The sequence below is a fragment of the Luteimonas sp. A478 genome, assembly GCF_054052025.1.
The window spans coordinates 350,338-376,397 of sequence record NZ_JBSVRF010000001.1; the positions used below are offsets into that span (position 1 = coordinate 350,338).

18 protein-coding genes are annotated in these 26,060 nt (G+C 66.2%); 12 read left to right on the plus strand and 6 right to left on the minus strand.

Features of this window, described 5'->3' with window-relative positions; translation table 11 throughout:
- Positions 1–114 precede the first annotated feature (114 nt).
- From ACW7G3_RS01735 to cfa, 4 genes are all read left to right on the plus strand, one after another.
- Positions 115–873: a hypothetical protein gene (locus ACW7G3_RS01735; protein WP_456980775.1), complete on the plus strand. Its 759-nt coding sequence runs from the start codon at positions 115–117 to the stop codon at positions 871–873.
- Positions 874–1,161: 288 nt separating this feature from the next.
- Positions 1,162–1,371 (plus strand): cold-shock protein, encoded by a 210-nt coding sequence (locus ACW7G3_RS01740; RefSeq protein ID WP_343258790.1) that lies wholly within the window; start codon positions 1,162–1,164, stop codon positions 1,369–1,371.
- A 154-nt stretch (positions 1,372–1,525) separates the two neighbouring features.
- Positions 1,526–2,377: a DUF3298 domain-containing protein gene (locus tag ACW7G3_RS01745; RefSeq protein WP_456980776.1), complete on the plus strand. Its 852-nt coding sequence runs from the start codon at positions 1,526–1,528 to the stop codon at positions 2,375–2,377.
- Between the two features lie 67 nt (positions 2,378–2,444).
- Positions 2,445–3,566 carry a cyclopropane fatty acyl phospholipid synthase gene (cfa, locus tag ACW7G3_RS01750; RefSeq protein WP_456980777.1) on the plus strand — a complete coding sequence of 374 codons (1,122 nt, stop codon included), beginning with the start codon at positions 2,445–2,447 and terminating at the stop codon, positions 3,564–3,566.
- A gap of 16 nt (positions 3,567–3,582) precedes the next feature.
- Here cfa and ACW7G3_RS01755 read toward each other — a convergent pair whose 3' ends face one another.
- The 5 genes from ACW7G3_RS01755 to ACW7G3_RS01775 all read right to left on the minus strand — a co-directional run bounded on the left by ACW7G3_RS01755 (position 3,583) and on the right by ACW7G3_RS01775 (position 10,252).
- Entirely contained in the window at positions 3,583–4,434 is an 852-nt protein-coding gene (locus ACW7G3_RS01755; protein WP_456980778.1) for an NAD-dependent protein deacetylase, read from the minus strand.
- 416 nt (positions 4,435–4,850) lie between these two features.
- A complete protein-coding gene (locus tag ACW7G3_RS01760; RefSeq protein ID WP_456980779.1) occupies positions 4,851–7,043 on the minus strand; it encodes a M3 family metallopeptidase in 2,193 nt (730 codons plus the stop codon).
- A 104-nt stretch (positions 7,044–7,147) separates the two neighbouring features.
- Positions 7,148–7,570 carry a universal stress protein gene (locus ACW7G3_RS01765; protein ID WP_456980780.1) on the minus strand — a complete coding sequence of 141 codons (423 nt, stop codon included), beginning with the start codon at positions 7,568–7,570 and terminating at the stop codon, positions 7,148–7,150.
- A gap of 72 nt (positions 7,571–7,642) precedes the next feature.
- Positions 7,643–8,443, minus strand: a complete 801-nt coding sequence (locus ACW7G3_RS01770; RefSeq protein WP_456980781.1) for a ferredoxin--NADP reductase — start codon at positions 8,441–8,443, stop codon at positions 7,643–7,645.
- A 105-nt stretch (positions 8,444–8,548) separates the two neighbouring features.
- Positions 8,549–10,252, minus strand: coding sequence for an ABC1 kinase family protein (locus ACW7G3_RS01775; protein ID WP_456980782.1), 1,704 nt, complete (start codon positions 10,250–10,252; stop codon positions 8,549–8,551).
- Positions 10,253–10,284: 32 nt separating this feature from the next.
- On the opposite strand from ACW7G3_RS01775, the gene ACW7G3_RS01780 reads away from it, so the two are divergent.
- Positions 10,285–10,860 carry a DUF488 domain-containing protein gene (locus tag ACW7G3_RS01780; protein ID WP_456980783.1) on the plus strand — a complete coding sequence of 192 codons (576 nt, stop codon included), beginning with the start codon at positions 10,285–10,287 and terminating at the stop codon, positions 10,858–10,860.
- A gap of 187 nt (positions 10,861–11,047) precedes the next feature.
- Here ACW7G3_RS01780 and ACW7G3_RS01785 read toward each other — a convergent pair whose 3' ends face one another.
- A complete protein-coding gene (locus tag ACW7G3_RS01785) occupies positions 11,048–12,922 on the minus strand; it encodes an ABC transporter ATP-binding protein (RefSeq protein ID WP_456980784.1) in 1,875 nt (624 codons plus the stop codon).
- Positions 12,923–13,178: 256 nt separating this feature from the next.
- On the opposite strand from ACW7G3_RS01785, the gene smc reads away from it, so the two are divergent.
- The 7 genes from smc (at position 13,179) to gyrA (ending at position 26,019) form a co-directional block, all read left to right on the plus strand.
- Positions 13,179–16,682 carry a chromosome segregation protein SMC gene (smc, locus tag ACW7G3_RS01790; RefSeq protein WP_456980785.1) on the plus strand — a complete coding sequence of 1,168 codons (3,504 nt, stop codon included), beginning with the start codon at positions 13,179–13,181 and terminating at the stop codon, positions 16,680–16,682.
- 82 nt (positions 16,683–16,764) lie between these two features.
- Positions 16,765–17,514, plus strand: a complete 750-nt coding sequence (gene zipA / locus ACW7G3_RS01795) for a cell division protein ZipA (RefSeq protein WP_456980786.1) — start codon at positions 16,765–16,767, stop codon at positions 17,512–17,514.
- A 412-nt stretch (positions 17,515–17,926) separates the two neighbouring features.
- Positions 17,927–20,269 (plus strand): NAD-dependent DNA ligase LigA, encoded by a 2,343-nt coding sequence (gene ligA, locus ACW7G3_RS01800; protein ID WP_456980787.1) that lies wholly within the window; start codon positions 17,927–17,929, stop codon positions 20,267–20,269.
- Positions 20,262–21,254: an EF-P lysine aminoacylase EpmA gene (gene epmA / locus ACW7G3_RS01805; protein ID WP_456980788.1), complete on the plus strand. Its 993-nt coding sequence runs from the start codon at positions 20,262–20,264 to the stop codon at positions 21,252–21,254. Before ligA ends, epmA begins: the two co-directional genes overlap by 8 nt.
- Before the next feature lie 157 nt (positions 21,255–21,411).
- Complete coding sequence (locus ACW7G3_RS01810; RefSeq protein WP_456981132.1) at positions 21,412–21,915, plus strand: DUF3011 domain-containing protein; 504 nt, start codon at positions 21,412–21,414, stop codon at positions 21,913–21,915.
- A 51-nt stretch (positions 21,916–21,966) separates the two neighbouring features.
- Positions 21,967–23,025, plus strand: a complete 1,059-nt coding sequence (gene mtnA / locus ACW7G3_RS01815) for an S-methyl-5-thioribose-1-phosphate isomerase (protein WP_456980789.1) — start codon at positions 21,967–21,969, stop codon at positions 23,023–23,025.
- A 348-nt stretch (positions 23,026–23,373) separates the two neighbouring features.
- A complete protein-coding gene (gene gyrA, locus ACW7G3_RS01820; protein ID WP_456971946.1) occupies positions 23,374–26,019 on the plus strand; it encodes a DNA gyrase subunit A in 2,646 nt (881 codons plus the stop codon).
- Positions 26,020–26,060 lie beyond the last annotated feature (41 nt).

Sequence of the window (26,060 nt, forward strand, 5' to 3'; positions counted from 1 at the left end):
GGACCGGGATGACGGCACCGGCCGCAGCCGGTAATCACGGCGTCTGCAGAATGGCTGTGTTATTGCAGAAGGTGCCTGCACGCAGGCCCTGAATCAGAAGCCATTGGAGGAATGATGCAGATCACCCGTGCAAAAGCGGTCGCCCTGCTCAACAAAGGGGAAATGCAGCTCTACGACGACAGTCGCCATAATCCGGTCCGCAAGTTCAGCGTCAGCCAGCTGGACAGCCGGATCACCCGCGCACGCAGCATCCGGGACCGTGCCCGGGACCTGGTCCGCAGGCAGAAACTGGCCTCGCGCGAGATCACCGGCAGCAAGCGCGGCACCAGCGGAGCGGCCAACCAGCGCAGCGCGGACAAGGTGGAAATCCTCGCCGACATACTCAAGCGCTTCGAGACGCAGCTGACCCAGGCAAAAAAGGACGCCCGCGCGTCCGCGAAGGACACCGCCACGTCCACCCGCAAGGCCGTGAAGAAAGCCACGAAGACGGCCGCAAAGTCCCCGGCCAGGACAGTGGCGAAGAAGGCGGTCCCCAAAGTCGCCAAAAAGACCGCCGCCCGCAAGACGGCCAGCAAGGCTGCCCGGAAGGATGCTGGCGCGACGGGAAAAAAGGTCACTGCCAAGCAGGCACTGCGCAGTACCCGCAAGGTGCTTGAGGCAAAACAGGAGGCGGCGCGCCAGCCCAAACCCTGGCAGGAGGCGGGCAGCCATGCGGGTCAGGTGGGGTCGGACGGCTACCAGAGCGGCGCTGCGGCAAGCCGGGCCGGGGATCTCCACGCAGCCGAAGCCCGTATCCCGGCGATCCACGGCAGTATCGGGACCCGCGGGCGGATCACCCAGGGAAAGCGCGACAGCCACGATTCCGGGGAGTGATCGGGTCGCCGGGAGGGCCCCGGATGGGGCCCGCGGGGCATGCGGCGGTGCAGCACATCCTGTTCACACTTTCGCGAAAAAGTAGGGTATTGTGCGCTCACTGTTCACAGCCGGGATCACGGTACATCGTGGCTCCGATGCGGTAGATCTAGAAGTTATACGGTTGGCTCCGGCCAGTCGGGACGATCCGCTCCATCGCTTTCGCGTTACCCCTTGCTAGACAGTCGCGGCACCGCATGTGGCGGGCCGTGTATACATCAACAAACTGTAGTACCAAGGAGTAGCAACATGTCAGAGCGTCAGAGCGGCACCGTCAAGTGGTTCAACGATGCCAAGGGCTTCGGCTTCATCACCCCGGAAAACGGCCAGGACGTTTTCGTCCACTTCCGTTCGATCCAGGGCACCGGCTTCAAGTCGCTGCAGGAAGGCCAGCAGGTGACCTTCAAGGTCGTGCAGGGCCAGAAGGGCCTGCAGGCTGACGAAGTCGAGCCGGTTTGATTCCAGCTTAACTGCGTATCCCTGAAAACCCGGCTTCGGCCGGGTTTTCTTTTGCCTGCAATCCGCGCGGTGCGCCGAAGCTGCATCGTGCCATCACATGGGCGGTCCTATCCTGCCTGCTGAGGACGTATAGGCAACAAAGGGGAGGGCACTGATGAAGACGGGATGCTGGCCGCCGCATTTGGCCATAGCGCTGGCCATGACGCTGGTGCTTGCAGGTTGCGGACGTGATGAAGCGGAGCGGGCGCCTGCCGGCGCTGTCGTGGACGTCCGCGACGGGCGGGAATCTGCCCAGGCCGCAGAGCTTCCTGCATCGCCACCCGCGCTTGAAGATGTGATGGAGCGTGATCCCCGTTACCTGGTGGGGATCAGCTTTCCCCCCGAGGCCCGCCGCTATCCGGCGCTGGCCGCGGAACTCGCCGCGTTCGCGGATGCGGCGCGTGCCGACCTGGACGAGGCGGTCGCCAGCCTGGGCGAAGGCCGCCCGACGGCGCCGTATGACCTGGTGCTTGATTTCTCCCTGCTGGCCGAGACCGCTGATGTTGTTGCAGTGGCGGCTGACGGCAGCAGCTATACCGGCGGTGCCCATGGAAACCCGCTGGTCGCGCGTTTTGTCTGGCTGCCCCGGCAGGAGCGGATGCTGACCGCGAGGGAGCTGATGGCCAATGCCAGCGGCTGGGGAACGGTTTCCGATTATGTGCGCGAACAGCTGCATGCGCAGATGCTCCAGCGCATGGACGCGGAGGCTCTCGAGCCGGATGAGCGCCGCCAGATGCTGGGCTCCTCGACCCGGATGATCGACGAGGGTTCCGCTCCCGATCCGGAGAACTTCGCCAACTTCGAGCCGATGCTGGACGCCCGCGGTGGTATCCAGGCATTGCGCTTCGTGTTTCCGCCGTACCAGGTCGGCCCCTATTCGGACGGAGTGCAGACGGTGGTCGTGCCGGCCGAGGTCCTGCTTCCGCACGTGGCCGAACCCTGGCAGGAATTGTTCGCCCACGGCTAGGCTTTCCGCGACGCGCTAGTATCGGGACGACCGATTTTCCTGGACACAGCTCGTTGAGGGGGTGGAGATGGGAGACGACGATCGTTACCGGCAGCGCATCGAGGCGTTGCTGGCGGATGCCGACGTGCGCCTGGGGGATGGGCGCGAGTGGGATCTTCAGGTCCATGACCCACGCTTCCACGCGCGAGTGCTGGGGTCAGGCTCGATGGGTCTGGGCGAGTCCTATATGGACGGCTGGTGGGATACCCGCTCGCTGGACGGCCTGCTGCTGAGATTGATACAGGCTGGCCTGGGCAATCGGGTGTATGGCGCCGCCGAGGTGGCGGACGGCGTAGCGGCCTGGCTCACCAACCGCCAGCGCGGACGCCGCAGCTATGAAGTGGGGAAGCGCCACTACGATCTCGGCAATGACCTCTACCAGGCCATGCTCGGGTCACGCATGGTGTACAGCGCCGGCTATTGGCGGAATGCAGACACCCTGGACGCCGCCCAGGAGGCCAAGCTCGATCTGTGCTGCCGCAAGCTGGGGCTGAAGCCCGGCATGCGACTGCTGGATATCGGCTGTGGCTGGGGCGAGATGCTCAAGTTCGCCGCCGAACGCTACGGTGTGACCGCGGTGGGAGTGACCATTTCCCGGGAGCAGGCCGAGTACGCGCGAAAGCTGTGCGAGGGCCTTCCCGTCGAGGTCAGGCTGCAGGACTACCGCAGTCTTGATGAGCGCTTTGACCGGGTCGTGTCGATCGGCATGTACGAACACGTGGGGGTGCGCAACTACCGCACGTTCTTCCGCGTGGCCCGGCGCAATCTGGTGGAAGACGGGCTGTTCCTGCTGCACACGATCGGCAGCAATGTGTCTCGCAACCGGACCGATCCCTGGATCGCCAAGTACATCTTTCCCAACTCGATGGTGCCCTCCGCGGCGCAGACGACCCGCGCGCTGGAACGCAGGTTCGTGATTGAGGACTGGCACAACTTCGGCGCCGATTACGATCGCACCCTGCAGGCCTGGCGGGACAATATCGAAGCCGCCTGGGAGCGTCTGCCGGAGCGTTATGACGAGCGTTTCCGGCGCATGTGGCGGTTCTACCTCGCGGGTTCGATGGCCTGCTTCCGCGCCCGACGGCTCAACCTGTGGCAGATCGTGCTCTCGCCCCACGGGGTGCCCGGCGGTTACATCGCACCGCGCTGAGAGCGCAAGCGGTTGGTCAGCCGCGGTAGGCCGCTGCGGCGTTCCGGAGCGTCGCGCCCACCTCCCCGGAAAGCCGCAGCGTGGCCAATGCATCGGCCCGGGTGGTGCCCCGGTTGAGGATCGCCAGGGGCTTGCCGGCCTCGTGGGCCAGCCGCGCAAAACGGAAGCCGGAATACACCATCAGCGAGGAGCCAACCACGAGCATGGCCTGGGCCTGCTGGAGTGCATCTACCGCCAGACCCAGCCGCTCGCGAGGCACGTTCTCGCCGAAGAACACCACGTCCGGCTTGAGCAGGCCACCGCAGATGCTGCACAGGGGCGGGTGGTAGGTAGCTTCGGCTCCGGCCGCGATGTCCGCATCACCGTCGGGGGCATACGCGGCGGGGCCGGGGTCCCAGCCCGGATTGGCGGCTTCCATCTCCGTTTGCAGGGCATCGCGATCGCTGCGCGCTCCACAGCTGAGGCACACCACGCTGTCGAGGTTGCCGTGCAGATCGATGACCTCAGGACTTCCGGCCCGCTGATGCAGGCCATCGACGTTCTGGGTCACAAGGGTGTGGACGACGCCGGCTTGGCCAAGCGTTGCAAGCGCATGGTGGGCGAGGTTCGGCTTTGCCAGTCCGAATTTCGGCCAGCCGACATGGCTGCGTGCCCAGTAGCGGCGATATACGGCTGGGTCGCCGGTGAACGCTTGCCAGGTGACTGGGGCAGGGCGCTTCCATTGCCCGCTCTCATCGCGGTAGTCGGGGATGCCCGACCCGGTGCTGCAGCCGGCGCCCGTGAGCACGAATACTTTTTCGTGCTGTGCGAGCCATTGGGCGAGTTGCGCTGATTCGGCTTCTGTCTGGGCGGCGAGTCTAGAAGTCATGGCCATTGGCCAATGCTAACGCCGGGCAAGCCGCGTTGGGCAGGCTCGATCCACTCAGGCTTTGCGGGCGACGAAAAGGTGACTGGTACTGCGCGGGTGGCATCGGCACCCGCCTGACATGGCGCGGTGGTTCCAGGAGCAATACGTCGGTCCCAAAGTTGCCACATACGAACGCCCCGCAAGCCCAGCGCCGTCGGGGTTGGCAGCGTTTTCGGCGAAATAAAGGAGGAGGCATCCGCGCTTTTGCGGATGCCGGGGGGCATTCGCAGAAAACGCTGCCGGCCCCGGCGGGGCCCATCAGGTCACGCCGTAACCCGGCGAAGGAGCCATCTCCCTGCGCTCAATCCAAGCCCAGCGCAAATAAAAAAACCGCCCGGATCACTCCGGGCGGTTCGTGTCACGCAAAGCAGCTTGGATCAGTTCGCCGGATCAACCAGGCCGCGACGCTCCAGCAGCGGCTGGATGTCAGGCTCGGCACCGGAGAATGCGTGGAACAGATCCAGCGCCGGCTTGCTTCCGCCCTGCGACAGCAGCGTGGCGCGGAAACGGTCGCCGTTCTCGCGGGTCAGACCGCCATTTTCCTCGATCCAGCTCACCGTGTTGGCGTCCAGCACCTCGGACCAGATGTAGGCGTAGTAGCCCGCCGAGTAGCCGCCCATGATGTGGCTGAAGTAGGGCAGCTTGTAGCGCGGCGGCACGGCAGCGAAGTCGATGCCGTCGGCGGCCAGCGCGGCAGCCTCGAACTCGACCACCTCGTCCGCGGTCGGGATGTCATCCGTGGCCGCCTGGTGCAGGCGCTGGTCGAGCATGGCGGCGCCCAGGTACTCGGTGGTGGCGAAGCCCTGGTTGAACTTGGCGGTCGCGACCACCTTGTCCAGCAGCTCCTGCGGCATCGACTCGCCGGTCTCGTGATGCTTGGCGTAATTGGCCAGGATCGACGGCCAGTCAGCCCACATCTCGTTCACCTGCGACGGGAACTCCACGAAGTCGCGCGGAACCGCGGTGCCGCTGAAGTACGGGTACTCCACGTCCGAGAACATGCCGTGCAGCGCGTGGCCGAACTCGTGGAACATGGTGGTCACTTCGTCCCAGGTCAGCAGGGTCGGCTCACCGCCCGCCGGCTTGGTGATGTTCTGGTGGTTGGCCACCACCGGCTTGGTGTCCATCATGTGCGACTGCGACACGTAGGAGTTCATCCACGCCCCGCCGCGCTTGGAAGCACGCGCATACGGGTCGAAGATGAAGATCGCCAGCTGCGAGCCATCCTTGTCGAACACGTCGTAGATCCAGGTGTCCGGGTGGTACTTCGGCAGGTCGGTGCGTTCCTTGAAGGTGATGCCGTACAGCTCGGTGGCAGCGTAGAGCACGCCGTTCTCGAGCACGTTCATCATTTCCAGGTAGGGCTTGAGCTGCGACTCGTCGAAGTCGTACTCGGCCTGGCGCACCTTCTCGGTGTAGTAGGCCCAGTCCCATGGCTCGAGCTGGAAGCTCGGCTCGCCCTTGGCGGCCTGCTCCTGGTCGATCATGGCCTGCAGCTTCTCGGCCTCGCGCTTGGCGTTGGCAACCGCGGGCGGGGCCAATTGGCCGAGCATCTCGTTGACTGCTTCCGGCGTGCCGGCGGTGGAGTCGGCGAGCACGTAGGCGGCATGGTTGTCGAAGCCCAGCATCTTGGCGCGCTCGTCGCGCAAGTTGACCACGCGGGAGATGATTTCGCGGTTGTCCCACTCGTTGCCACGCGCGCCACGGACCACGGAGGCCTCGTGGATGCGCTGGCGCAGCTCGCGGTTGGCCAGCTGCGGCAGCGGCGGCTGGCCGGTGGTGTTGAGCAGGGTGATGACGTACTTGCCTTCGTGGCCGCGCTCGGTGGCGGCGTCGGCGGCGGCGGTGATCTGGGCTTCGGTCAGGCCTTCCAGCTCTTCGCGGGTGTCGACGATGACTGCGGAGTCATTGACCTCGGCCAGCACGTTCTGGCTGAACTGCGTGCCCAGGTTGGCGGCTTCGGCGTTGATTTCCTTCATCCGCGCCTTCTGCTCTTCCGACAGGGCGGCGCCGGAGCGGACGAAGCTGGTGTGATAACGCTCGATCAGGCGCACGCCCTCGGCGTCCAGGCCCAGCGAATCGCGCTGGTTGTATAGCGTGTCGATGCGCTCGAACAGGGCCGGGTTGAGCGAGATCGCGTCGCTGTGCGCGGCGAACTTGGCCGAGTAGTCGGCCTGCAGCTTGCGGCGGGTGTCGTTGGTGTCGGTGCCGACCAGGTTGTAGAACACGCGCAGGGCGCGGCTCAGGGTTTCGCCCGAGCGCTCCATCGCCAGGATGGTGTTCTCGAAGGTGGGCTCTTCGGAATTGTTGGCGATCGCGTCGATCTCGGCCAGGGCTTCGGCCATGCCGGCCTCGAATGCCGGGGCGAAGTGCTCGTCCTTGATCTGGTCAAAGGGCGGGAACTGCAGGGGCAGCTCGCTCGGGGCGGCGAAAGGGTTGTCCTGGGTGAAGGGCATGACCTGCTCGCTGGTCTCGCCGACTTCGCCGGCAACGGGGCTGTCTGTGCTGCAGGCGCTGACGCCCATTCCGAGTGCGGCGGCAAGCGCCAGGGTAAGGCCGGTCTTCTTCATGTGCTGCGGATCCTGCTCGTTGACAAGCCCTTGATTTTACCGCAGACGCAGCATTGCTGCCCCGTGACCTATGGCACGGGCGTTTTGAAGCCTTCGCAGAGGGGTCAGCGAACGATGGTGACCGGGATACCGGTCTGGGCGATGACCTTGCTCGACACCGATCCGAGCAGGATGCCCTTGACCGCACCGCGGCCGTGCGAACCGAGCACGATCAGGTCCACGCGATCTTTTTCCGCCACCTTGAGGATGGTTTCGGCAATCTCGCCGATCTCGGCACGCTCGGTAAGTTCCAGCTTCGCTCGCGACAGCGAACGGCGGGCGTCCTTGAGCATCGACTCCAGGGTTTCCTCCTGCATCTGCCGGACCGCCTGGCTGCCAAGGCGGGTTTCCACGCCCGGGAAGGGCGGCGGATCCACGGCCATCAGGGTCACCCGTGCGGGTTTGGCCAGTTCGCGGTTGAGGGAAACCACGAACCTCACCGCGCGCATGCTGATGTCGCTGCCGTCAACGGCAACCAGGATCTTCATTGAGGGAACCCCTAAGGCAGCGGCGCATCGCCGGATGCCGCGGATTATAGCGGCCGGCGGTCGCGGCGCAGCTTACTTTTCCACGAAAGCCCGCTCGAACACATACTCGCCCGGCGTACCGATGCGGGGAGCCGGGGTGAAGCCGCGCGCGTCCAGCAGGCTGCGCACATCGGCCAGCACCTGGGGGCTGCCGCAGATCATCGCGCGGTCATGCTTCGGGTCCAGCGCTTGGAGGCCGAGGATCTCCATCATCCGGCCGCTGTCCATGTGCGCGGTCAGGCGTCCACGGTGGTCGTGTCCGTCGAGCTGGAAGTCCTCGCGTGTCACTGCCGGGAAATAAAGCAGCTTCTCGCCGATCACTTCGCCGAGGAGCTCGTGGTGGGGCAGCTCGTTGCGGATGTATTCGGAGTAGGCCAGGTCAACGGCATGGCGCGCGCCGTGGCAGAGGATCACGCGCTCGAAGCGCTCGTAGGTCTCCGGATCCTTGATCACCGAAAGATACGGAGCCAGGCCCGTGCCGGTGCCGATCAGGTACAGGTTGCGGCCGGGATGCAGGTCGTGGATCAGCAGGGTGCCGGTGGGCTTGCGGCTGATCACGATCTCATCGCCGGGCTCGATGTCCTTGAGCCTGGAAGTCAGCGGGCCGTCCGCCACCTTGATGCTGAAGAACTCCAGTTGCTCTTCCCAGTTCGCGCTGGCGATGGAGTAGGCGCGCATGAGCGGCTTGGCGCCTTCTTCCTGGCGTAGGCCGAGCATGACGAACTGACCGTTATCGAAGCGGAAGCCATCGTCGCGGGTGGTGGTGAAGCTGAAGTAGTCGTCGGTCCAGTGGCGGACGTCCAGCACGGTCTCGGTGCCGAAAGCGGAACTCATGCTCGTTCTGTTTATAGCGCGTGGGGGCCTCTATTCTACCTGTTCATCCCGTCCCGAGCCTTGCGCCACCCTGTCCCAATCGTGGAACAGCGTGGCCACAGCGGCTCAGCGTGGGGCACTTTCCTCACGGGGGCGTGGCTTGCGGTCGCTGGCCAAGGTCCGCACCACGATCGCCAGCCCGATCCCCGCGGCCACCGTAAATAGCGCCAAGGCGATGGCGGGATAGCCGAACAGACGCGGTCCACCATCCACGCCCATCATCAGCGCGGCCCCGACGATCAACGCGGCCGTCACCAGGCCGGCGGTGATGCGATTGGCGATCTTGTGCAGGCTTTCCAGCAGGTGCGATTCCTCCAGCCCGGCAACCCGCACCTGCATGCGGTTGTCGGCAAGCAGCGAGAGCACATCGCCGATCTTGCGCGGCGCCTCGCGCACCAGCGCCTGCAGTTCCATGGCCTCGCTGGCGAGGTTGGCGGGCGAGAAGGATTTGCGTAGGCGCGCGCTCATCACGCTTTGCAGGTGGCTTTCCACCACCTGCTTCACGTCCAGGTCCGGGTCCAGCGCCTTGGCGACCTGCTCCAGATGCAGCAGGGCCTTGCCCAGCAGGCTCAGCTCCGGCTGGGTGCGCAGCCCGCAGGCCGTGGACAGGCGCACCAGATCCAGCACCAGCCGGCCCTCCGACATGGACGATGCCTGCGAACCGGCCGCATAGCGGGCCACCAGCTGGGACACCTCACGCACGTAGCGCGGCTCGTCGAAGTCCTCCAGGCGGGTGCCCATGGCGATGGCCTCGGCGGTCGCTTCCTCGCCACGGCCATCCACGGCGGCGAACAGCAGTTTCAGCAGCCGGTCGCGCTGGCGCGGCGGCACGTGCGCCACCATGCCGAGGTCGAACAGGGCCAGGCGGCCGTCGTCGGTCACCAGCAGGTTGCCGGGGTGCGGGTCGGCATGGATTTCACCGTGCACGAAGACCTGGTCCAGGTAGGCGCGCATCAGCACCGCGGCCAGCGCACCCAGATCCTGCTCGGTGCGGCGCAGCCCGGAAATATCGGTGGCTTTGGTTCCGCGCACCAGCTCCATGGTCAGCAGGCGGGGGCGGGTGAGGTCCCAGACCGGCTTGGGCACGAACACTTCCGGATACTTCTCGAAGTGGGTGTCGAAGCGGTCGAGGTTCTGCGCCTCCACCCGATAGTCCAGTTCCGCGAGCAGCGCGCGGCGGAATTCGCCCACCCAGTCGGCGAGGTGCAGGCGGCGGCCCAGATCGGTCATCTGGTCGACGCGCTCGGCCAGCCCGGCCAGCAGGGCGAGGTCCTCGCGGATGAGCTTTTCGATGTTGGGCCGCTGCACCTTCAGCGCCACCTCACGGCCGTCGCGCAGCGTGGCCCGGTGCACCTGGGCCAGGGAGGCGCAGCCCAGCGGGGTCTCGTCGATGCTGCCGAACACGCGCTCCGGACGCATGCCCAGTTCCTGCTCGATCACTTCATGGATGGCCTGCCAGGATTCGGGAGCCACGTCGTCCTGCATCCGCTCCAGCGCTGCCAGGTATTCGGGCGGCACCATGTCAGGACGCGTGGACAACCACTGGCCGATCTTGACGAAGGTCGGCCCCAGTGCCTCCAGGTCGTTGACGAACTGCTCCGGGCGGTCGTCGGAAGAGTCTTTCGGCAGTTCCATTTCAAGCGCGGACTCGTCCATCTCGAAGGAGAACACGCCGGCATTGCGGTACTTGAGCAGGAAACCGAGGATCTGGGCCTTGCGGGCAATGCCGCCTGCAGGTGGGTGCGATTCCGGATTCACTTGGCTGGACATGCCGTTGACTCCCCTTGGACGATCATTGATGAATGGACGAGCGTGAGCATGCAGGGCCGGATGTGTCGACTTTGTGGAGTATTGGCCATTCGACGCGCCCACTGGAGGAACTGGTCGCGATGCTGCGCGAGGCCGGAGTGACGCGGCTGGCCGATGTACGCCGGTTTCCCGGCTCCCGCCGCAACCCGCAGTTCTCGGCAGAGTCGTTGGCTGTCAGCCTTCCGGCGGCGGGGATCGAATACGTTCCCATGACCGAACTTGGCGGGCGCCGGCCCGCCCGGCCCGATTCGCCCCACACCGCATGGCGCAACACCAGCTTTCGCGGCTATGCCGACTATATGGATACCCCGGAATTTGTCCGGGGGCGCGAGCGGCTGATGGCGCTTGCCGTTGAGCAGCGGACTGCTGTGATGTGCGCCGAAGCCCCATGGTGGCGCTGTCACCGCAGCCTGATCTCCGACGACTTCAAGGCCCGCGGCTGGCGGGTGGTCCATCTGATGAACCCCGGCCGCAGCCAGGAGCACCCGTGGACGCCCGCCGCGCGGATCGTCGATGGCAAGCTGGATTACTCAGCGCTCGCCGACGACCAGCGCGACCTGTTCCAGTAGGAGCGCGCCATGCGCGCGAAGCCGCGTGACCACTGATCATGGAGCGATGGCCGCGATGGCTGAGGGGCCGGCGGGACAGCCCGCTCAAGATCCGCCTGGCAAAAGAAATCAAAAGTCACGCGGCTTCGCGCGCATGGCGCGCTCCTACGAGGAAGCAGCCGGTCCTTTGCCCGGGCAGCAAGGCTCCTCAGCGATAGCCCGCGGCTTGCAGTTCGAACAGCTCGGCGTAGCGGCGGCCTTCGGCCATCAGTTCCTCGTGGGTGCCGCTGGACTCGATCCGGCCTTGATCCATCACCAGGATCCGGTCGGCCATGCGCACACTTGAGAACCGGTGGGAGATCAGCACCGCAGTGCGCTGGTCCGACAGCTCCTTGAAGCGCTGGAACACCTCGAACTCGCTGCGCGCATCCAGAGCCGCAGTGGGCTCGTCCAGAATCATCACCTGGGCATCGCGCATGTAGGCCCGGGCAATCGCGATCTTCTGCCACTGCCCGCCGGACAGGTCCAGGCCGCTGCTGAAGCGCCGGCCGATCAGCTGGTCGTAGCCCTTGGGCAGCGATTCAATCACCTCATCGGCCATCGCCCGGTGTGCGGCCTCGCGGATCCGCGCCTGATCGTCCATCGCATCGATCTGGCCGACCCCGATGTTCTCGCCCGCGGTCAGGTGATAGCGCACGAAATCCTGGAAGATCACCCCCACGTTCGCCCGCACCTCGTCCAGGTCGTAGTCGCGCAGGTCGCGTCCGTCCAGCAGGATCCGGCCCTCGTCGGGGTCATACAGCCGGGCCAGCAGCTTCACCAGGGTGGTCTTGCCGGCGCCGTTCTCACCCACCAGGGCCAGCACCTCGCCCGCCTGCAGGGTGAAATCCACGTTCCGCAGCGCCCAGTGGGGGGCGTCCGGATAGCGGAAGCCGACGTTCTCGAACACGAACCCTTCGCGGATGGGCTTCGGGAACGGCACCGGGTTTTCCGGCGAGCGGATCTCCGGCTCGATCGCAAAGAACGAGAACAGGTCGTCCAGGTACAGCGCCTGGCTGGCCACCTGGGAAAAGCCCACCAGCAGCCCCTCCAGCAATTGGCGCAGGCGGCGGAAGCTGCCAGCCAGGAAGGTCAGGTCACCGATGGTGAAATCGCCGCGCACTGTGCGCCAGGCGATATAGGCATAGGCCACGTAGTAGCCCAGCGTGCCCAGGGCCGCGAGCAGCGCGCCCCAGGCCGCGCGACGGCGGGCAAGGGACCGGTTGGCCTTGTAGAAATCCCAGGCCAGGGTCCGGTAACGCTCCACCAGGAACCGGTGCAGGTTGAAGATCTTTACTTCTTTCGCACTCTCCACGCTGGCGCCGGTCTGGCGCATGTATTCGAGCTGGCGGCGCTCCGGCGTGCGCATGAAGTTCAGCGAATAGCCCAGCGCATTGAAGTGCGATTCGCCGATGAAAGCCGGTATCAGTGCCACCGCCAGCAGCAGGATCAGCCAGGGCGCGTAGACCAGCAGGCCGACGGCGAAGCTGATCACCGTGATGACATCCTGCAGCTGCCCGAACAGCTGGGCCATCAGGTTGCTGCGGCCCATGGTCTGGCGGCGGGCGCGGTCCAGCTTGTCCTGCAGCTCCGGATCCTCGAAGTCTTCGAGGTCCAGCGTGGCCGCGTGCTCCATCAGGCGGATGCTGGTGGCGTTGGTGAACAGCTCCGAGAGCATCGACTCGGCGTAGGCCACCATGCGCCCGATCAGGTCGGACGCGATCGCCAGCCCGAACTCCAGCGCCAGCAGCCACAGCAGGTGGTGCAACAGCCCGCTGCGCCAGGCCTCGCCCAGCGTGTCGAAGGTGATGCCAAGGCCGACCAGGCGCACCGCCTCGTCGATGATCAGCTTGCCCACGTACAGCATCAGGATCGGCAGGAATGCGCGTATCAGCCGCAGGCCCAGGCTGGTGATGCTCAGGGTCGGACTGGCGGCCCAGATCTGGCGCAGGAACGGCGGTACGTTGCGCATCGCCTGGAAGCGTTCGCGCAGGCTGGGATTGGACTGGCGGCCCGGGGCGGAGGAGGCGGAAGGTTTGGCCATCGGGCGATTGTGCCTGAACCGCCGCCGTGCGCTGCGGGGCCTGTCCGGCGATCAGGTCCGGGGCAGTGCCTTCGTCCGGGCTTGCAGGGCCGGGCTGACTGGAGGTGTAACTGGCCGGTATACTGCAGGGTGGCGCGGATTTGACCCTGCGCGTTGTCCTTTGAAATCAGTTGCTTACGAGGGGTTTTTAATCCCTTTCCACTCATGAGTGCGGCCGGCCGGCAGCGTCGGTGGCCGCTGAGGCACCCACCGCCGCATGCGCCTGTCAACGATCAAGCTGTCCGGCTTCAAGTCCTTCGTCGACCCCACCACGTTGCACCTGCCGACGAACATGACCGGCGTGGTGGGTCCCAACGGCTGCGGCAAATCGAACATCATCGATGCGGTGCGCTGGGTCATGGGCGAGAGCACCGCCAGCCGGCTGCGCGGTGACTCGCTCACCGACGTGATTTTTTCAGGCTCCTCGGCCCGCAAGCCGGTGTCGCAGGCCACGGTGGAGCTGATCTTCGACAACTCGGACCACACGATTTCCGGCGAGTACGCGGCGTTCAACGAGATCTCGGTCAAGCGGCTGGTCAGCCGCGATGGCCAGAGTAACTATTACCTCAACGGCACCCGCTGCCGCCGCCGCGACATCACCGATCTGTTCCTGGGCACCGGCCTGGGGCCGCGCAGCTACTCGATCATCGAGCAGGGCATGATCAGCCAGATCATCGACGCCCGGCCCGAGGACCTGCGGGTGTACCTGGAGGAGGCCGCCGGCATCTCCAAGTACAAGGAGCGGCGCAAGGAGACCGAGACCCGGATCCGCCATACCCGCGAGAACCTGGACCGGCTCAGTGACCTGCGCGATGAGGTCGGCAAGCAGCTGCAGCACCTGGCCCGCCAGGCGCGCCAGGCCGAGCAGTACACCGCGATCCAGGCCGAGCGGAAGATCCGCCATGCCGAATGGCAGACGCTGGAGTACCGCGCGCTGGACCAGCGCTTGGGCAAGATGCGCGAAGACCTGGCCCGCGAGGAAACCCGGCTCGAGCAGCTGGTGGCCGAACAGCGCGATGCCGAGCGCCGGATCGAGACCAATCGCGTGCGCCGGGAGGAAGCATCCGAGGTACTGGGCCAGGCCCAGGCTGCGGTCTACGAAGTAGGTGGCAGCCTGGCGCGGGTGGAGCAGCAGATCACCCACCAGCGCGAACTGTCCGGCCGGCTGGTGAAGGCGCGCGAGGAAGCCCAGGAAGCGCTGGCCGAGATTGGTGAGCACATCAGCACCGATCAGGAACGGCTGGAAGCGCTGCAGGAATCAATCCTGGAGGCCGAGCCGCGGCTGGAGCAGCTGCGCGAGGAAGACGCCCAGCGTCAGGAGATCCTGCGCGATGCCGAAGCTCGGCTCACCGACTGGCAGCAGGGTTGGGATGAACATGGCCGCGAGGTGGCCGAAGCCACGCGCGCTGCCGACGTGGAACGCACACGCGTCGATTACCTGGACCGGCAGTCTCTGGATGCCGACCGCCGCCGCCAGCAGCTGGCCACCGAGCGCGAAGGCCTTGATCTGGACGCGCTGGCCGAGCGCTTCGCCGAGGTCGACCAGCAGCATGAGGAGCAGAAGCTCGCACTGGAGACGCTCACTGCCGATCTGGAAGCGCGCAAGCAGGCCGCGCTGACCGTGCAGGAAGATCAGCGCAACGCCCATAACGAAATGTCGGAGCTGCGCAAGCGGCTGCAGGAGCAGCGCGGACGCCTGTCTTCGCTGGAAACCCTGCAGCACGCGGCGCTGGGCCAGGAACAGGGCGCGGCGGTGGAGTGGCTGCAGCGCCACGGGCTGGATTCGGCCGCGCGCGTTGGTGAGCGGCTGCAGGTGGAAAGCGGCTGGGAGAATGCGGTCGAAAGCGCGCTGGGCCAGCTGATTGAAGGCGTCCTGGTGGACCAGCCCGAAGCCCTGGTAGGCGCACTCGGAGACCTGGGCGAGGGGCGTCTGGCTTTGGTGTCCGCGGCCGATGACGATGAACAGTACGCGGCCACTTCGCTGGCGGCCAAGGTGCAGGGCCCGGGTGCCATCCGGCGCCTGCTGGCCCGCCTGCACGTGGCGGAAAATCTCAACGAAGCCCGCGAATTGCAGGCGCGGCTGGACGAGGGCGATTCCGTCATCACCCGCGCCGGTGAGCGCCTCGGCGCCGGCTGGGTGCGGGTACTGCGGTCCGGCGCCGCCAAGCAGGGCGCGCTGCTGCGTGAGCGCGAGATCCAGTCCCTGCGCACCGGCATTGAAGAGCTGCAGGAGCGCGAAGCTCAGCTGGAAGAGGAAACCGCCGCCCGCCGCGGCCAGCTGCTGGCCGCAGAGCAGCAGCGCGAGGAAGCCCAGCGCGCGCTGTACCTGGCCCATCGCAGCGTGTCGGAACTGGCGGGCCAGCTGCAGAGCCAGCAGGGCCGGCTGGATTCGGCCCGCGGCCGGATCGAGAAGATCGACGTCGAGCTGGCCCAGCTGGCCGAAACCACCGACACCAGCGCCGGACAGGCACGTGAATCGCGCTCGCGGCTTGAAGACCTGGTGGAGCGCATGGCCGAGCTGGAAAGCACCCGCCAGGCGCTGGAAGCCGAACGCCGCGTGCTGACGGACGCTCGCGATACGGCCCGCATGGCGGCGCGCTCCTCCGGTGAGATGGCCCACGCCCTGGCCCTGACCCTGGAGTCGCAGCGGGCCCAGGTGCTGGCCCTGACCCAGGCCCTGGAACGCATGGGCGGCCAGCGCGGACAGCTGGACTCGCGGCTGGCCCAGATCAGTGCCCAGCTGACCGAGGGCGACGACCCGGTCCAGGAGCTCGAAGCCCAGCACCAGATCACGCTGGAGCAGCGCGTGGTGGTGGACGCGGCCCTGAACGAGGCGCGCGCCGCGCTGCAGGGCATCGAGAACGAACTGCGCGAGCTGGAGCAGATCCGCCAGCAGCGCGACGAGCAGTCGCTGGCCCACCGCGAGAAGATTTCCCAGCGCCGCGTTGACCAGCAGGCGCTGGTGGTACGGGCCGAGCAGCTTGCCGGCGAGGTGGCCGCAGGCGGTTTTGAGCTGGACCAAGTGCTGTCCGCGCTGGACGAAGACGCACAGCCGGCCGATTGGGAAAAAATGGTCACCGACTTCGACGCCAAGCTGCGGCGGTTGGAACCGGTCAACCTGGCGGCGATTTCAGAGCATGCCGAGGCAGCCCAGCGCAAGGAATACCTGGACGCCCAGGATGCCGACCTCAACTCGGCCCTGGAGACCCTGGAAGACGCCATCCGCAAGATCGACCGCGAAACCCGCGGGCGCTTCAAGGACACCTTCGACCGGGTCAACTCGGGCGTGCAGGAAATCTATCCGCGCCTGTTCGGCGGTGGCCACGCCTATCTGGAACTGACCGGCGAAGATCTGCTGGATACCGGCGTGGCGATCATGGCCCGGCCTCCCGGCAAGCGGGTGTCAAACATCTCGCTGCTGTCGGGCGGCGAGAAGGCGATGACCGCGGTGGCGCTGGTGTTCGCGATCTTCCAGCTCAACCCGGCACCGTTCTGCCTGCTGGACGAGGTGGACGCGCCGCTGGACGAAGCCAACGTCGGCCGTTTCACGGCCTTGGTGAGCGAGATGAGCGAGAAGGTGCAGTTTCTGTTCGTCACCCACAACAAGGCAACGATGGAGGCCGCGCAGCAGCTGTCCGGCGTTACCATGCGTGAGCCTGGCGTGAGCCGCCTGGTGTCGGTGGACCTGGCAGAGGCTGCGCGCCTGGTCGGTGCCGCCTGACCAGGCCGGTATCCCGCGTTACCCTGTGGCGCAGTTTTTCGCGCATGTTCCAGAACGTGCATGTTCCAGAAGGAGAATTCACGTGTCAGACGCAAGGCTGATGCAAATCGCGATCGTGGTGGCTGGCCTCATCCTGTTTGCCGCCATCTGGTATCACGGAACCCGGCCACGCAAGACGTCGCAGGGCCGTCGGGTTGCCTCTGAGCAGCGCAACGGCGAGCGGCTCGAGCCGACCCTTGGTGCGCAGATCGAAGAGGAACTCTCCCAGGCCGGGGATGATGTGGCGGACCCCGCGGCACAGGCCGAGATGGAGCTGTTCGACAGCGCGGTGGGCGATCCCGCCACGCCCAATGCCGAGCTGGGGCGGCGGGTCAGCAACGAGTTCGACAAGATCGTGACGCTGTACATTGCGGCCCGGGCGGGCCAGGTGCTGCGCGGCGCCGACATCGTAGTGGCGGCGGAGAAGGCCGGGCTGACCTACGGCCACATGAACGTGTTCCACCGTCTGGTGGAAGGCCGGCCGGAGATGGGACCGGTGTTCAGCGTGGCCAACATCAAGAAGCCGGGCAGCTTCGAGATGGGCGAGATCCAGGAGCTGGAAACGCCGGCGATCGCGTTCTTCCTGACCCTGCCCGCACCGGTCTCGGCGCTGGATGCCTGGGACGCGATGCACCCCACCGCGCAGCGCATGGCCGAGCTGCTGGACGGGGTGCTGCTGGACGAGCAGCGCAACGCACTTGGCCGCCAGCGCGTCTCACATCTGCGCGATGAACTGCGCGCCTACGACCGCGAACAGGAAGACCCCCCCATCACCCGCAGCCCGCGCTGGTAATCCCTTCTCCCTGTCACCCTCTGTAGGAGCGCGCCATGCGCGCGAAGCCGCGTGACAACAATCACCGGAAGGTGGTTTGGCGGCATCACCGAGGCCAGGCGAAAGAGTTCGCGGGCGGCCCGGCGGGTCCGTCCCGGTCAGGACACGCTGTGAATACGTCCATGTACGCTTGCCGGCGCCGTCCATGGCGCCGACAGTCCTGACCGGGACGGACCCGCCAGGCACCTTGCGTTCGCGGCGATCGGCCGGAAATCGAATTTCACGCGGCTTCGCGCGCATGGCGCGCTCCTGCGGAGGAGGCGCCGCCATCGGGGGCGTCATCAGGGTTTGGGGTTCTTCCCGAGCCCCTGACGGGTTTCGCGGGGACCGGCAAAAACACCGGCCGGGGCGTCGGGTTGGATAGAATTCCCGGATGCCTGCCAATCCTGCTGAACGCATTTCCGAACTGCGTGGTCTGATCGACGACGCCAACTACCGCTATCACGTGCTCGATGAGCCGCAGATCCCGGACGTCGAGTACGACGCGCTGATGCGCGAACTTGAAGCGCTGGAAGCGGAACATCCCGAGCTTGCCAGCGCCGACTCGCCGAGCCGGCGGGTAGGCGCTGCACCCTCAGGCAAGTTCGCCCAGGTCCGCCACGCCATGCCCATGCTCTCGCTGGGCAACGCGTTCGAGGACGCCGAGGTCGGCGACTTCGTGCGGCGGATCATCCAGAAGCTCGACAACGATGCACCCGCCTTCTCAGCCGAGCCCAAGCTCGACGGCCTGGCTGTCAGCCTGCGCTATGAGGACGGCGTGTTCGTCCAGGGCGCGACCCGCGGCGATGGCGCCACCGGCGAGGACGTGACCGTCAATCTGCGCACGGTGCGGGCCATCCCGCTGCGGCTGCGCGGCAAGGACTGGCCGGCGGTGCTGGAGGTGCGCGGCGAGGTGTATATGCCGCTGGCCGAGTTCGAGGCCTACAACGCCCGGGTGCGGGAGCAGGGCGGCAAGGTGCTGGCCAATCCGCGCAACGGCGCGGCCGGTTCGCTGCGCCAGCTGGACCCTGCGATCACCGCCCAGCGTCCGCTGGCATTTTTTGCCTATGGCACCGGGCTGGTGGAGGGCGGCACGCTTCCCGATACCCATTCCGAATCGATGCGCCTGCTGCGCGAATGGGGCTTTCCGGTCAGCAATCTTGGCGAGGTGGTGAGCGGGCTCGAGGGCCTGCTCGACTATTACCGGCGCATCGGCGGGCAGCGGGCCAGCCTGCCGTTTGAGATCGACGGGGTGGTCTACAAGCTTGATGACGCCCAGGACCGTGAGGAAATGGGCTTCGTCTCGCGCGCACCGCGCTGGGCGCTTGCCCACAAATATCCGGCCCAGGAGCAGTCGACGGTGGTTGAATCGATCGAGATCAACGTGGGCCGAACCGGTGCGGTCACGCCGTGGGTGCTGATGCGACCGGTGCATGTGGGTGGGGTGACGGTGACCCGGGCCACGCTGCATAACGCTGACCAGGTGGCGCGTCTTGACGTGCGCATCGGCGATACGGTGATCGTACGCCGGGCCGGTGATGTGATTCCGGAAGTGGTGCGGGTAATTGCGGACCGCCGGCCGGAAGGGACTCAACCTTGGCGCATGCCTGACAACTGCCCGGTCTGCGGATCGGAGATCGTGCGCGAGGAGGGCGAGGTGGTGGCCCGCTGCAGCGGCGAGCTGGTGTGCCCGTCGCAGCGGGTGCAGGCGCTGTTCCATTTCGCCTCGCGCCGGGCCATGGATATCGACGGCCTGGGCGAGCGGCTGATCCAGGCGCTGGTGGATTCCGGTTTCGCCACCAGCGTGGCCGACCTGTACCGGCTGGGCGTGGATGATTTCGTGGAAATGAAGCGCCTCGCCGATGAGCGCGACGGCACCACGCCGGAAACGGTCAAGGCCGGCAAGGTGGCCACGAAGTGGGCGGAGAACCTGGTGGAGGCGATCGCCCGCAGCCGCGAGGCTTCGCTGGCGCGGTTCCTGTTTGCACTCGGCATTGGCCATGTGGGCGAGAGCACGGCCAAAGCATTGGCAACGTGGTTCGGTGATCTCGAACTTATCCGTCATACCCCGTGGCCGCTGTTCAAGCGCGTGCCGGATATTGGCGGCGAAGTGGCGCGTTCGCTCGGGCACTTTCTCGACCAGCCTGGCAACCAGCAGGTGGTCGACCAGCTGCTGGAGCGCGGCGTGCGCATCGCCGACGCCCATCCGCCATCACCGAAGCTGGCCGAAGGGCTGGATCCGGTTACCCTGCTGGCGGACCTGGAAATTCCGAGGATCACCACGAACCGTGCCGAACGCCTGGTGTCTTCGTTCGCCTCGGCCGAGGCCATTGCGACCGCTGCCGAGCACCAAATCGTTACTGCGGGACTGCCCGGCGATGCCGCCCAGTCGCTCGCGGAATGGATGGGCGAAGACGCGAACCGCGCCCTGTACCTGCGCTCGCTCAAAGCCCAGCGAGAGCTGCTGGATCAACTCCCTGCTCCGGATGAGGTACAGGCCGGTCCCCTGGATGGCCAGACGGTGGTGCTGACCGGCACGCTGGAAGCGATGACCCGCGACGAGGCCAAAGAGCGTCTGGAAGCGCTGGGCGCAAAGGCCGCCGGCAGCGTATCGAAGAAGACCTCGTTCGTTGTCGCCGGTGAATCCGCGGGCTCCAAGCTGACCAAGGCGCAGGAGCTCGGAATCGAGGTGTGGGACGAGGCCAAACTGCTCGATTTCCTGCAAGCCCATGACTGATTCCGGCTGGCGTCCTTCCGCGTCGCTGGAAGCGCTGCGCCTGCGCGCCCGGCTCAATGCGGCGATCCGCGGCTTCTTTGAGGCGCGCGGCGTGCTGGAGGTGGAAACCCCGATCCTGTCGCAGGCGGGGAATACCGAGCCGAACATCGCCTCGTTCCACGTCCGGTTCACCGGCCACGTGGACGCCGGTCCGCGTCGACGCTGGCTGCGCACATCGCCCGAATACCCGCTCAAGCGCCTGCTCGCCGCGGGCCTGGGCGACTGCTATGAGCTGGGTCGGGTGTTCCGTGATGGCGAAGCAGGTGGTCGCCACAACCCCGAGTTCACCATGCTCGAGTGGTATCGCCTGGGCTGGGACCACATGCGCATGGCCGCCGAAACGGTGGAGGTGGTGCAGACGGGGCTGGCACTGGTGGGCCGCCAGGCGCAGCCGGTGCGTACCAGCTATCGCGCGCTGTACCGCGACCATCTCGGCATCGACCCGATGCGCGCGCCCGAGGCCGAACTGCGCGCGGCCCTGGGTGGCATTGATATCGATCCGCGTGGCCTCAACCGCGATGACTGGCTGGACCTGCTGATGACCCACTGCATCCAGCCGCGCTTCGCCGCGGATGCGATCACGGTGGTCTACGACTATCCGCAATCACAGTGCATGCTGGCCCGGATCCGGGCGACGGACGGTGATACCGATCCGGTTGCGGTGGCCGAGCGCTTCGAGCTGTATCTGGGGCCGCTGGAACTCGCCAATGGCTATCACGAGCTGCAGGATCCGGCCGAGCAGGACAGCCGCTTTGAACGCGAACTGGCCCTGCGCAGGGCCCGCGGTGAGGTGGAGCCGGAAGTGGATGCCAACCTGCTGGCAGCGCTGGAACACGGCCTTCCGCACAGCGCCGGCGTCGCCATGGGCGTGGACCGGCTGCTGATGGCGATGCTAGGGACACACCGCATTGCCGATGTGTTGGCGTTCGATTTCCGCCGGGCCTGAACCTGTGCCTGCGCAGGTGTTTGGCCGCGCTGCAACATGGAATTACATCAGGACCGGTTAAAGTCTTTGCGGGGATTTTCCGGAGGTGGCGGTGATCAACGGAGTTTGGCGGACGGTACTGCTGGCGTTTGTGGTGGCGGCCTGCGGCGGGTGCACGATGCTGGGGAAGGGCGGGGCCGGCGCTGACCGGCCCGCGGCGCGCGACGACGGAGGGGGCGGGGTTTCGCCAGTTGAGGTGGTGCGCTGCGTATCGCGTGACAACCGCCGCAAATACTGTGCTGCCGAAACCAGTAACGGGATGCACATGCATCGCCAGCTCTCGTCCGCGGAGTGCATCCAGGGCAGTACCTGGGGCTATGACTCGCGCGGGGTCTGGGTGGTCTCGGGATGTGGCGGTGAGTTCATTGCGGCGGCGGAACAGCTGAACGGCGACGCTGGGGGCTCCGGCGAGGACGTGGACATGACACCCGTTGGCGAGCAGATCGTGCGCTGCGAATCGCGTGGCCATCGCCGCAGCCGCTGCAATGCAGTGGTCGGTGAAGGGGTGGAACTGATCCGCCAGCTGTCGGCCACGCGCTGTGTCCAGCGCCAGAACTGGGGCTGGGACCGGCGCGGCGTCTGGGTGGACGGCAACTGCGGGGCAGAGTTCCGGGTGTACTGAGCGGTGCGGATTGTCCCGTCGGGCATCTGGCCAAACGGTTAAAATCGACCGATGAGCCAAACCGCCATTGATTACTCCAGCTACGACCGTATCCGTCCAATCCGATGGAGCGGCAATGCGCTGGAGCTGCTCGACCAGCGGCGCCTGCCGTTTGAAACCGTGTACGTCCCCTGCATCAGCAGTGACGCGGTGGCCGACGCCATCCGCGACCTGGTGGTGCGCGGCGCCCCGGCGATCGGCATTGCCGCGGCATGGGGCCTGGTGCTGGCGGGGCAGGGCATCCAGGCAATGGATGGCGCGGATGCCGCACGGCAGCTGCAGCCCGCCATGGAGCGGCTCAATGCCGCCCGGCCGACCGCGGTGAACCTGGCCTGGGCGCTGGCGCGGATGCGCATCGCGCTGGCCGCGGCTGGCGCGCAGTGGGGAGAAGCACTGGAGCGTGAGGCGCGCGCGATCGAAACCGAAGACCTTGCAGCCAATCGCCGCATGGGCGAGCTGGGTGCAGCGCTCATTGCGCCGGGCTCGGGCGTGCTCACCCACTGCAATACCGGCTCGCTGGCCACCGCCGGGTTTGGCACCGCGCTGGGCGTGATCCGTGCCGGCGTTGCCCAGGGCCGGGTAGGGCGCGTGTTTGCGGGCGAGACCCGGCCGTGGATGCAGGGCTCGCGCCTGACCGTATGGGAGCTGCAGCAGGACGGCATCGATGCCACCCTGATTGCCGACTCCGCCGCGTCCCACCTGATCAAGGACGGCCAGGTGGACTGGGTGGTGGTCGGCGCCGACCGCATCTGCGCCAACGGCGACGTTGCCAACAAGATCGGCACCTACCAGCTGGCCATTTCGGCGCGCTTCCACGGCAGGAAATTCATGGTCGTGGCTCCTTCCTCAACGGTGGACATGGAGACCGCCAGCGGCGATCTGATCGAGATCGAGGAGCGCGATCCGGGTGAGTTGCTGGAGGTGGCTGGCAGCCGCACGGTGGCCGAAGGCGTGCAGGCATGGAACCCGGTATTCGACGTCACCCCTGCGGATCTGATCGACGCCATCGTCACCGAGAAAGGCGTGATCCAAAGTCCCGATGCTGCCTCGATGCGCGCCATGTTTGCCTGAACCCACCGCGTCTTCTGTCCCGGTAGGAGCGCGCCATGCGCGCGAAGCCGCGTGACTGATGGTGTGCCAAGATCCTTCTGACAGGTTGCTTCGTCCGGAGCTGCCTTCGTGCGGGCCAGCCATGATTCACGCGGCTTCGCGCGCATGGCGCGCTCCTACCCTTGGAAAAGTGGCCATTTGTAGCCTAAGCCGTTGATTTGTGGATGGAAAAGTCTGCATGAGGGGCGTGCTGCGTGTTATACTTGTCTGTCTTTTTAAATGCGCTTCCCGCAGCTGTTCCATCGCCGCCCCGGCCCGCCGGGTCGTCCGCAGCCGCTGCCGGCAGCCGTCAGGATGCAAACAGCCTAGATGGTCGATTCCACGCAAGAAATCATCCCCGTCAACCTCGAAGACGAAATGCGCCGCAGCTACCTGGATTACGCCATGAGCGTGATCGTGGGGCGCGCGCTTCCTGATGTCCGCGATGGTCTGAAGCCGGTGCACCGGCGCGTGTTGTATGCGATGAACGAGCTGGGCGCACACAGCAACAAGCCCTATTTCAAGTCGGCGCGCATCGTCGGTGACGTGATCGGTAAATACCATCCGCACGGCGACCAGTCGGTCTACGACACCCTGGTGCGCATGGCGCAGCCGTTCTCGCTGCGCTACCTGCTGGTGGACGGGCAGGGCAACTTCGGTTCGGTCGACGGCGACTCGGCTGCGGCGATGCGTTACACCGAGGCGCGCATGTCGCGCCTGGCGCACGAGCTGATGGCGGACATCGACAAGGAGACCGTCGATTTCCAGCTCAACTACGACGAGAAGGAGAGCGAGCCGACGGTGATGCCGGCGCGGGTTCCGAACCTGCTGGTCAACGGTTCCGCGGGCATTGCGGTGGGCATGGCCACCAACATTCCGCCGCACAACCTGTCGGAAGTGATCGATGCCAGCATCGCCCTGATCGACGACCCGGAGCTCGATATCGACGGGCTGATGGAATACGTCCCCGGACCGGACTTCCCCACCGCCGGCATCATCAACGGCGTCAGCGGCATCCAGCTTGCCTACCGCACCGGCCGCGGGCGGGTGCGCATGCGCGCCAAAGCTGATATCGAGGTGGCCGACAACGGTCGCGAAGCGATCATCGTCACCGAGATCCCGTACCAGGTGAACAAGTCGAAGCTGATCGAGAAGATCGCCGACCTGGTGAAGGAAAAGAAGCTGGAAGGCATCAGCGAGCTGCGCGACGAGTCCGACAAGGACGGCATGCGCATCTACATCGAGATCAAGCGCGGCGATTCGGCCGAGGTTGTGCTCAACAACCTGTACCAGCAGACCCAGATGGAGTCGTTCTTCGGCATCAACATGGTGGCCCTGGTGGATGGCCGCCCGCAGCTGCTGAACCTGAAGCAGATCCTGGAAGCCTTCGTCAGCCACCGCCGCGAGGTGGTGACCCGCCGGACCATCTTCGAACTGCGCAAGGCCCGTGCCCGGGCCCACGTGCTGGAAGGCCTGACGGTTGCGCTGGCCAACATCGACGAGATGATCGAGCTGATCAAGACGTCGGCCAACCCCAACGAAGCGCGCGAGCGGATGCTCGGCCGCCGCTGGGAGGCAGGGCTGGTGGCCACGCTGCTGGAAGCCACCGGCGCGGAGGCATCCAAGCCGGAGGACCTGCCCAAGGGCGTGGGCCTGATCGACGGCAGCTACCAGCTCACCGAGATCCAGGCCCAGCAGATCCTGGACATGCGCCTGCATCGCCTGACCGGGCTGGAGCAGGAGCGCCTGACCGACGAGTACCGCCTGCTGCTGGAAACCATCCGCGGGCTGATCGAGATCCTCGAAGATCCGGACGTGCTGCTGGAGGTGATCCGCACCGAGCTGCGCACGGTCAAGGAAGAGTTTGGCGACGAGCGTCGCAGCGAGATCCGCGAGAGCGAAGAGGACCTGGACATCCTCGACCTGATCGCGCCCGAGGACGTGGTGGTGACCCTGTCGCACTCCGGCTATGCCAAGCGCCAGCCGGTGACGTCCTATCGCGCCCAGCGACGCGGCGGACGCGGCCGCAATGCCGCATCCACCAAGGACGAGGATTTCATCGACCAGCTGTGGCTGGTCAACACCCACGACATGTTGTTGACGTTCACCAGCGCCGGGCGCGTGTTCTGGCTGCCGGTCTATCAGCTGCCAGACGCCGGGCCGAATGCGCGTGGCCGTCCGATCGTCAACTGGATTGCGCTGGAAGACGGCGAGAAGGTCCAGGCGGTGGTGCCGGTGCGCGAGTACGCCGAAGACCAGTACGTGTTCTTCTCCACCCGCAACGGCACGGTCAAGAAAACCCCGCTGAAGGAATTCGAATACCGGCTTGCACGCGGCAAGATCGCGATCAACCTGGACGATGGCGATGCGCTGGTGAACGCCGACCTGACCGATGGCAGCAAGGACATCATGCTGTTTGCGTCCAACGGCAAGGCGGTGCGTTTCGACGAAAGCGAAGTGCGTGCCATGGGCCGTACCGCCACCGGCGTGCGCGGCATGCGCCTGGCCGAGGGCGAGCACGTATGCAGCATGATCGTGGTCCAGGCTGATGGCGACGGCGACATCCTCACCGCCAGCGAGCATGGCTACGGCAAGCGCACGCCGGTGTCGGAGTATCAGCGCAAGGGGCGCGGCATCCAGGGTGTGATTGCGATCCAGACCACCGAGCGCAACGGCCAGCTGATCGGTGCGGTGCAGATCGCCGACCACCACGAGGTACTGCTGATTTCCGACGGCGGCACCCTGGTGCGCACCCGCGCCTCGGAAATCGCCCAGGTCGGCCGCAACACCCAGGGCGTGACCCTGATACGGCTGGGCAAGGACGAGACCCTGCAGGCGATCGAGCGCATTGATGCTTCGCTGGATGAAAACGGCGATGAACTGGGCAGCGATGACGCAGGCGAAGCGGACGAAGGCATCGCCGCCGCCCCCGCCGCAGAGACCGGCGAACAGGACGGCGACCAGCCCAGCGCCTGATTGAAACCGCGCCGTCACTCCTGCGCGCGCAGGAGTGACGG